Source organism: Acetobacteraceae bacterium (assembly GCA_004843165.1).
Lineage (GTDB): Bacteria > Pseudomonadota > Alphaproteobacteria > Acetobacterales > Acetobacteraceae.
Genome location: CP039459.1, coordinates 1550715 through 1560000, shown reverse-complemented (window position 1 = coordinate 1560000; position 9286 = coordinate 1550715). Strand labels below are relative to the sequence as shown.

The 9286-nt window shown below is 42.7% G+C and carries 9 protein-coding genes (1 of these 9 running past the window's edge); 3 read left to right on the top strand and 6 right to left on the bottom strand.

Features of this window, described 5'->3' with window-relative positions; all coding sequences use genetic code 11:
* Window positions 1-834, top strand: the 3' portion of a protein-coding gene (locus FAI41_07485; protein ID QCE33432.1) for a hypothetical protein. The gene continues 93 nt to the left of window position 1, outside the view; 834 of the gene's 927 nt are visible here — the last part of the coding sequence; the start codon falls outside the window, past its left edge; the stop codon is at window positions 832-834.
* A gap of 17 nt (window positions 835-851) precedes the next feature.
* On the opposite strand, the gene lptG is transcribed toward FAI41_07485, so the two are convergent.
* The gene (gene lptG / locus FAI41_07480) at window positions 852-1940 is read right to left on the bottom strand and encodes an LPS export ABC transporter permease LptG (protein ID QCE33431.1); all 1089 of its coding nucleotides are present in this window, start codon (window positions 1938-1940) and stop codon (window positions 852-854) included.
* Window positions 1937-3142 carry an LptF/LptG family permease gene (locus tag FAI41_07475; protein QCE33430.1) on the bottom strand — a complete coding sequence of 402 codons (1206 nt, stop codon included), beginning with the start codon at window positions 3140-3142 and terminating at the stop codon, window positions 1937-1939. The genes lptG and FAI41_07475 overlap by 4 nt, the downstream gene beginning before the upstream one ends.
* A 47-nt stretch (window positions 3143-3189) precedes the next feature.
* Between FAI41_07475 and FAI41_07470 the strand changes: the two genes are divergently transcribed.
* Both FAI41_07470 and FAI41_07465 read left to right on the top strand, forming a co-directional pair.
* The gene (locus FAI41_07470; GenBank protein ID QCE33429.1) at window positions 3190-4365 is read left to right on the top strand and encodes a glycosyltransferase; all 1176 of its coding nucleotides are present in this window, start codon (window positions 3190-3192) and stop codon (window positions 4363-4365) included.
* A gap of 63 nt (window positions 4366-4428) precedes the next feature.
* On the top strand, window positions 4429-6303 hold the full coding sequence (locus FAI41_07465) for a glycosyltransferase family 4 protein (GenBank protein ID QCE33428.1): 1875 nt from the start codon (window positions 4429-4431) through the stop codon (window positions 6301-6303).
* An 8-nt stretch (window positions 6304-6311) separates the two neighbouring features.
* On the opposite strand, the gene FAI41_07460 is transcribed toward FAI41_07465, so the two are convergent.
* The 4 genes from FAI41_07460 to FAI41_07445 all read right to left on the bottom strand — a co-directional run bounded on the left by FAI41_07460 (window position 6312) and on the right by FAI41_07445 (window position 9276).
* The gene (locus FAI41_07460) at window positions 6312-7280 is read right to left on the bottom strand and encodes a carbohydrate porin (GenBank protein ID QCE33427.1); all 969 of its coding nucleotides are present in this window, start codon (window positions 7278-7280) and stop codon (window positions 6312-6314) included.
* Between the two features lie 17 nt (window positions 7281-7297).
* Complete coding sequence (locus FAI41_07455) at window positions 7298-8005, bottom strand: hypothetical protein (GenBank protein QCE33426.1); 708 nt, start codon at window positions 8003-8005, stop codon at window positions 7298-7300.
* 161 nt (window positions 8006-8166) lie between these two features.
* The gene (locus FAI41_07450) at window positions 8167-8361 is read right to left on the bottom strand and encodes a hypothetical protein (GenBank protein ID QCE33425.1); all 195 of its coding nucleotides are present in this window, start codon (window positions 8359-8361) and stop codon (window positions 8167-8169) included.
* A gap of 15 nt (window positions 8362-8376) precedes the next feature.
* Window positions 8377-9276 carry a J domain-containing protein gene (locus FAI41_07445; GenBank protein ID QCE33424.1) on the bottom strand — a complete coding sequence of 300 codons (900 nt, stop codon included), beginning with the start codon at window positions 9274-9276 and terminating at the stop codon, window positions 8377-8379.
* Window positions 9277-9286: the final 10 nt, after the last annotated feature.

Here is a 9286-nt window from a genome sequence, read left to right as displayed (position 1 = left end):
GTTCTTTCTGAAAAGCTTGTTTTGATTGCCTCTAAGCTTTCCATGACGCCGAACATGGTTTCTCTCCTAGGAATGTTTTCAGGCATATTTTCGGGGATTTGCTACTATATTTTCATGGAATCCGTCCGTGGCCCCTCCCCTTTTCTATACACGGATTATATTTGGGTTTTTCTCGCTTTCGGCCTAATGATTTTTTGGCACATCTGCGATGGAGCAGATGGGCAACTTGCCAGACTAACAGGAAAAACTTCCAAAAGTGGTAAAATCATTGATGGTCTCTGTGATTATGCCTGTTTTGCGGCTGTGTATTTCGGTATTGCCTTACCTGACTTATTTAATAATCAGCACTGGATCTTTTGGCTCGGTCTTGCCGCCGGTGCTTGCCACGCGATTCAAGCGGCCTCTTATGAATTACAACGGGAAGAATATGCCTACTGGGCATATGGACGTGGAGATCTTCCACTTGGACATACGCCACAAGGTGGAAAAAATCATCTTTTTTCAGGTCTAAATATTTTATATGAACTCTTACAGAGCCTTGCTGCAGGACGTACAAAACAGTTTCAAGTAGATCTTCAAAACTATATTGAAAATCACCCTGAGCACGGGCGTGAGACAGTTGCAAAATACTATAGAGACGCTTTTCCGAGCCTTATCCATATATGGTCTTTTTTATCCGGTAATACCCGTACTCTTTTAATTTTTCTCTTCACTTTTGCACAGCATCCTCTTGGATATTTCTATTTTGAGATTGCGGTGATGATGCCATATTCATTTTTTATGCTTTACTGCCTCCATAAAAAGCAAAAAGCCTTTATGAGAAGCCTTCCTTAACGAAGGCCTCTCCAGCCTTACCCATGGGGATTAGAACGTGCATAGAGCTGTACGGCGGCAGCAACGACCAATAATGGCGGTAAAAAAGCGCTAATAATCGGTGATATACCTGTTACAAGCCCGGCCCTATCCAAAATTTCTTGGAATAAAGTATATGCAACGGCAATCATCACGCCGATGCCGATACGACTTCCAACCGTTTTACTTCTGGTCGAGCCAAACAAAAACGGTGCGGCAAAAAAGACAAGGGCGACAATCGAAAAAGGCAATGCTAAGCGTTTCCATATCTCACGCTCACATAAAATCGCAGGCTCTCCCTTTAAACGCCCATCAATGATGTGCTGTACCAGTGCTGTTGGTGAAACAAAGCTGATTGGAAAAGTAAGATAGTACATCTCATCTCTACTCAGAAACGGCATCCAGTCTAAACTCTCTAAATTCTCCTCTACAACACGATCTCGGATAATTGTTTTCTTTAAGAGATGGGACATATGCCAGCTTCCATCTGAATTTAAAACAGATTTATCCGCTTTTAAAAATTCTTGTAACTTACCATCACTTCCAATTTTAAAGCGCTGTATATTCCAAGCCCTTCCGTCATCTGCAATACTGCCTACTTTTAAAAAAACGCCGCCTTTGCCTAACGCCCAAAAAAAATGCCCAGTATTCGTTTTATCCCAAGACGCCTTTGCCTGTATTTCTTGAGAAAGATGATAAGCGGCCGGTATCATAAATTGAGACATTAAAAAAAGAAGAACAGAAAGCGGGATAGCCAGCAACGAAGTGACTTGAACAATACGCCAGTCAGAAACTCCAGTACCTGTTAAAGCCGTAAGCTCTTGATGCCGCGCAAGCCCCCCTAAGCCGATCAAACTACCTAATAAAGCAGCCATTGGCGTAATCTCAATCAGTTTACTTGGCAAAAAAAGACATGTCTCAAGCGCTGCATCAAGTAAGGTATAAGTTCCATTACCGGACATCTTTAACAAAGTGACGAATTGCAACAGGCTAAACAAGGCAATAAGTCCTGCTAACGCAACGAGAAATCCTTTAAACGCTTCTTTCCAAACATATCTGACCCAAATCGGCGGCATTATAATGTTCAAGGATTTTTCCTGACTTTATTCAATATTTTATCTACACGAAAAAGAAGTTTAAGCTCATGCCAACCAGCACCATCTGCGAGATATTTTAATAAGAGGACAACCACTAAAATAGATAGACCAATAGGTGCCCACCAAACACCAGGAAAGGCAGGGATCATACCATCCTGCATCCAGTTACGGGTTGTCATATAAGACATATAATAAATAAAATAAATAACGATCGCAATTCCGAGACGGCCGGACTTATTTTGCCGTGGACCATTTCCTTGGCTTAAAGGAACAGCAAGCAAGGCAAGTAAAATTGTTGCAACAAAAGTAGAGCATCGCCACTGCACCTCTGCAACACGCCGTCGATCCCCTGCTGGGAAACGTATCAGATTTAAAGTTGAATCCTTTTCATAGTCAACAAGACGACCTTTTTCCTCTTTTTTGGGCGCTGACTGCAAAGAAGCTCTATTTCCACGACGCATCTCCATAATTCGATCCGAAATATGCGGAAAAATACCGATCTCATACATATGTGCATCTTGAAACTGCAACCAGTCTCCATGCGCCTTTTTATCAATTTTATCTTCATTGATAACAGAAAAGCTTTTACGTGAGGCAATCACACGAAGACGATTATTTCCTAAAGCTTCAAAAACATAAACGCCTCTCGCTTCCTCACCTAAAATCGTTTTGTCCTCTAGATAAATTGTTCGTCTGCCTTCATCTAAAGTATAAAAATTTCCTGGCAAAAGTGCGCCGACATCCATATTGCTCCCTGCACGGGTGGTTAAATCCTCTAACTCCCCATAAGACCATGGACGTACAATATTCGAAATCAATGCAACCACTACCCCCATGCCCAAGGCAGCAATCAAAGCAGGCCTTAAAACAGAGACTGGAGATATTCTCAATGCCGGGATAACGTAAAGCTCACTCCCATCATAAAGCTTTCCAAAAGCCATGATAATTGCAAGATACAGAGAAACAGGGGCTAACACTTCTAAGGCGATGAGCAGCTTAGCCAGCATAATCATACCGATCATATTCGCCGCTAACATGCCATTCGCAGCATCCTGCAAATAGTCAGCAACCCCGTAACTGCAAAAAAGTGCACTGGCAATACCAAGAACACTCGCAAAAGGGCGAAAAATTTCTGACAAGAAATAACGTGTTAATGTTTTACTTTCTTGAACAGTTATGATTTTACTTGTCACAGCTTCTCTTCATTGCAAAATTATTTCGATACAGCCGAAAGAACCCCATGAGCCTATCTTCACTGCGCCCGAAAAAAAAGCATATTATTTTGATTTTTAGACAGAATCTTTTTCGTGCCTCTGAAACTTTTATTCCTTTACAGACTAAAAATCTAGAAAGATACCAACCTCTTTACATGGGGCGGGTTCAATGGGGAAAAACACCCTCTGGCCAAAAAGCGGTTTCTCTTTGGCAGGTATCTTCCAAAAAACGATCTTTTAGAGAAGTCTTCCATTTCCTCAAAAGTATTTTCTCTCTTTCTGCAAAAGTCTGGTTGAAGCTTACAACAAAAGAACAGCAAGAGGAAATTAAACTCATTCATGCGCATTTCGGCCCAGATGCCGTACGTGCTCTTCCGATAGCAGAAGCGCTCAATGTCCCTTTAATTACAAATTTTCACGGTTTTGATGTAACGTTGAATAATTGGCGTTTTCTAACCTCTCCTGTCTGGTTCCCCTATCCTTTTCTGAAAAAATCCCTTGCAAAAAAAGGAGCAATTTTTCTTTGCCCCTCTCGTTTTATTAAAAAACGTGTTCTTGAAATGGGCTTTCCAAAAGAACGAACCATTCTGCACCATGTTGGTATCAATCTCACGGAATTTAGCTTACGTTCTCCGGAGAGGGAGGAAAACTATCTTTTACATGTGGCAAGACTTGTCCCTGTCAAAGGGACATCTATCCTTATTAAAGCGCTCTCTCTTCTTTCAGAACGCCATAAACATATAAAGCTCGTTCTTATTGGAGAAGGCGATTTACGGAAAAAACTCGAAGCTCTTGCTGAAGAACTTTCTCTTTCAAACCGAGTCATTTTTATGGGATCTTGTACGCATGATGTCGTAAAAGACTATACCTCACGTGCAATGATTTCCATCTTACCCAGTATTCCAACAGCAGATGGCCGTGAGGAAGGTCTTGGGCTAGCCTTGGTCGAGGCTTCCGCCTGTGGTGTTCCCGTCATTGGCAGTCGTTCCGGCGGAATTCCTGAAACAATGGATGAAGGGGAAACAGGTTTTCTTGTGCCGCCTGCAGACCCACACGCTTTGGCAGAAAAAATAACCTATTTACTGGATAATAAGGAACTCAGGATAGAAATGGGAAAAGCTGGGCGTAAATTTGTTGAAAGAGAATTTTCTCAGACAACCCAAAATAAGACACTTGAAGCGATCTATAACTCCCTTTTATAATCTCATATGCTCTAAACTCAGCATATTCTTCTCTCAAAATATATTCTTTTCTGGTTTTGCTTTATGAAAATTCTCTTCACTTTTGAAAATCCTCTCCCAAATACGGCAGCGGATGCTGAAGTTTTTCTCTCTACGGCAAAAGCCTTACGGAAACATTTTCAAGATTCAAAAATTTTACTGCCTTTAAATAAAGGACAATCTCTAAGAGAAGTTGAAGAAAAATATGGCGTTCAAGTCATCCCATATAAAGTCCCACTCTCACCTGCTGCATGGCGTCATTTTTGCTGCGGATTAACTTTAGGTTTCCGCAGCAGTTTCCGACAAGCGGATGTTCTTTACACACGCAACCTTTGGGTCGCTTGGGTTTCAACACTTTTTGGCAAGCCAACGGTTTATGACCATTACCGTGCATGGACAGACCAAATTCCACCGCTAACTGTTTTTATTCTCCAGTTTATTCTTCGCCCTTCTTTTCTTTTTTACGCATGCCATTCGAAATATTTAAGAAACAAATATTTAGATATGGGCTGCCCGCAAGAAAGAATTCACCTTGCCCATAATGGCTTTAATCCAGAACGTTTTGCCAATCTCCCTTCAGTGGAAGAAGCCCGTAAACTTTTAAATATACCATCAGAAAAACCTATTATTCTCTACTCTGGACGCATAAACCATAAAAAAGGTCTTTCTGTTGTTTTGGAGGCTGCCAAAAAACTTCCTAATCATCTTTTTATTCTCGTTGGGCATGAAAAGGATAATTCTGTTACTGAAGAAGCAAAAAAGATCCCGAATGTGGAACTCCGACCATGGGAAACAGATGAAAAACGGCTTGGGATCTATTTACAAGCCGCCGATATTCTTTTAATTCCCCCTTCTCTGGACCCTATTGCTGTTGCCGGCGCTACAATTTTACCTTTAAAAACCTTCCTGTATCTCGGAAGCGGTAAAGTGATCGTTGCCGGTACCACACCAGACATTATGGAGCTACTTAAAGATGGGGAAAATGCAAGACTTGTAACACCAGATCACCCTGATGAACTTGCCGCATGTCTTCGTGAATTGACCAGTGACCCAGAGCAAATGGAACGTATCCGTCAAAAAGCATATAAAGATGGAACATCTCTCACATGGGACATGCGTGCAGAACGGATTAGTAAAATTCTCCAGCAAAGATTTGAGATCACGCTTAAGACAAATCAGCCTCCCTTATCGCTGAAAAAATTAAATATTAACTGGGGAAATGTTTTACAAAAAACAGGCAAATGGCTCTTTCGTTTAGCCAGTGGCAAAGGCTATATCCTGCCAGCCACAAATCTTACAAAAAAAAAAGTAAAAAATAACAAGTCAGGTCTTCTTTCCCTCTTTCTTTTATCTTCTCTTTTCGCTGGTTTTTACACAACACCGGTACATGCGTTAACGGCAGCCTATGATATTGATCTTACGCCGGAGCTGGATGTCTGCCGCTCAAAAGATTGGACGGCGAAAGAGTTTAGAGAATTGCCAGCGACATTACAAAGAATACGCAAGACGACCCTACAAATTCTTAAAGAGGCTGTTAAAAAAGCGGCTAAAGAACAGCAGACGCAAATTCGTATTAACAGTCATGAGCTTGAAAAACTAAGGCTAGTGACAAATTCCTGCCCGTACAAAAAGCCAGCACGTCTGCTTTTACAAGCAGACCCTGACAATAATGAGGCCAATGGCTCGCCAACAGTGGATATTGTTCTTGGGCCTTTTACCCGTAATGAATGCTGGAAAATTCTTCGCAATCCAAGCATGCAAGGCCTCACACCCTATTTTATCAATATTGAACTAGATGGGCAGCCCGTCATTTTAGGAACACCAGATGACACCTATAAATGTGCCCGCAATACATGGGCAATCGCTGCTGAGAACAAATTTACCTTTGTTTTACAACTGGGAAATCCCGTTTCTGAATAACAAGGAATCTAAAAAATAATCCCTGTTTCTATGCCAACAACTGTTGCGGTTGCATAACGGTTTGTCCCCCCGGGTGAGAAAATAAATTGTAAATCTGGGCGGATAAGAAGCCAATTAGCAGGTCGCCATCCATAGTTAAGTTCTAGGGCGCTTTCCATATGGGGGGCATAACATCCGCCCGGATAGCCAAAAGATCTATCATTGCAAACAGATTCCGGTAAATTTTTCACAGCATCTGTCAACTGCTCATTCACAAAGAGCATTTTTCCACCCAAAGAAATTGTATCATTGGGACGGTTCGGAAAAGTTCCTTTTCGAACAAGTCCCAAGGTTACAAAGTAAGGCGAAACGGACTCTCTTGGATCACCCCAAGTAAAGGTTCCAAAAATTGTTGTTCCTCGCCTTGGATCCCTGCCGTCTCTTTCAAGCATTGTGTCGCCCTGTATCCAGGCACCGTACCGACTTCTTGTTACTTGAGCATTATTAACGATGGTAGAGGCGGCGGCGGCTGGTAAAGCGTTTCCTGCAAACATACCCATTTGTGAATACACATCTTTGGTCCACTGCGAATCCCAATAAGCACCAATTTTAATATTACTCTGCAATGGCCCTGAATAATCAGAAGTACCGCCACGGTGCCAACCAAGCTGAACAGGTACAAACGCCCCGACAGCCTGACTTAAGCCTAAATTCCAATAGTTGACCGGAGCTGCTGGATTCTTATTTTCTGCGTAAATACCACCAGAAATCAACCAATGGTCATCCCCTGTTGGATAAAATTTAATATACCCACCTGGGGAAGATGCAGGATACCATGTATAGCCTGAGTTCATCGCAATGGATTGCGGCATACCGCAAATCCCATTATTGACAAATTGACAGTAAAGGTTTGCTCCCCAATAATTTGAAGATTGCTCAAAGTCAGATTCCGCATTCATTTCTCCGATTTCAGTACGGACATACTTACTCCAAAGCATTTCCCATGAAAGTCGGGTTAAGCGGGTAAAATCATAGCCCGGTGTTCCTGTCCCCCCCCTGCAATTTCCTGTGGTGGGTCAAGCGCTGGAATAGCGCTGGCAGAAAGCGCTACCGACCCCTGACGCATTGTCATCAGATAATGGATCGTTCCCAGATGAACCCCAAGTAATTTTTGCAAATCAAAATCAGCGTAAACAGCTTCCTCATCTGCAAAACTTCCTGCATGTTTTCTACCACCGCCAGGATCACCATTCCATTCCATGAGCCAGCGCCCACCAATATTGACCCCACGATTTTTAAGAAGTGTCCGCCAACCTCCCCAGTCACCTGTTACCGTTTCCTGATCCATCCAAGCTGGAAAGCTTTTAGGAAGCCAAGTTGCTTCTTCAGGCTCATATGTTGAACCAGCACCAAGATAAGGTGCAAACTCCCCCCCCGCAATCGGCAAAGGCATTGAGCCAAAAGCTTTTGTCTCTCCTCTTAAAATCTGTGTTTCATTATTACTGCGAAAAGGTTGAAAGCCAGAATTCCGCTGGTTCATTAAAGATGAGGTAGGCGCATATGAGTGCGTTTTAGTGCCACCATTCAAAGCCGATGCCAGACTATTCGCTTTTTTATGCGGCTTAACCTTAATGACCTCCTCCCCATCTGAAATAGTTGTCATCGGCGGAGGGTTACGTAAATTGGCAAAAGCTGACTGCGCCCTTGCATGTTGCAAAGGCATAAAAAGAAAAAAGATTCCGAAAAGAAATTGTCTCTGAAAGCGCCTCTTCCCCTGTCCTATTTTCAACAAGAAAAAGGAGAGAAAGAGACAATATCCATAAAAGCAGGTTAGCCAACTATCAGAGAAACAAATGATTTTCATCACCAACCTGCCAAGTAACGCTAAGCCTGGCCATAACTGAAACCCTGCATGCGCAAGACACCATAAAAAGTCAGTACAGCAAGAAACAAAACAAACAGCATGGCACCAAAACATTGCATCATTTCAACATGCAATAAATGATAAAGCCAACCTGAAGTAAAAAAAGACTTTTCGCTATTACGTTCGTCAGAAAATGGCGGGACAGTATTCGTCATTTTAAACCTTACATCTTAAGGAGCCTCAGCATTAACTTCCTCTTGCAAGAATGCTTTGAGCTTAGAATCAACTTTTCCAAGAATGACTCTCAAAGTAACAAGTAGATTTCCTGCGGCATGTGTTTTGTCTGCAGCAATCCCCCTACCTGGAACCCTTAGCACCTTTCCACTATCTGAATCAGCCGGTACCGTCAATCTAACAGAACCTTGCGGGGTTGGAATTTCGAGCTTTCCTCCCAGAATAGCTGTTTTAAAATCAATATCAACAACTGTTCGAAGATCACGTCCCTCACGTTCATAACGATGATCCGGCTTAATGTGAATTGTCAAGAGCAAGTTCCCTGCAGGCGCACCACCACGTCCTGGCTGTCCTTTTCCCTTTAAACGAAGCGTTTGACCGTTTGTAATACCCGGTGGAATTTTAAAACTAACAGATTTACCGTTAACAAAAATTTCCTCGTCTCCCCCCAGCACAGACAAAAGAAAAGGGATCGTCAGTTCAGATCGAACATCCTCACCTGCTCTTGGCCCACGGGCGCCAAAACCGCCACCGCCAAAACCAAACCCCCGTAAAATATCTTGTAAATCTTCTGGGCTGGCACCGGCACCGCCAAAACCTGCGCCACCACCAAAACCACGAGGGCCAAAGCCACCGCCACCGAAACCACCACCGCCAAAACCACGGGGTTGCCCATCACCATCAATGGCACCTTGATCGTATTGGTTGCGTTTTTCTTTATCCCCTAGAATCTCATAGGCCTTACCAACCTGTTTGAACTTCTCTTCAGCCTCTTTATTATCTGGGTTAAGGTCTGGATGATATTTTTTAGCTAGACGACGATATGCTTTACGAATTTCATCATCCGTTGCTGATTTTGTTAGGCCAAGCGTAGCATAAGGATCGCTCATAATCAGATAGTTCCTT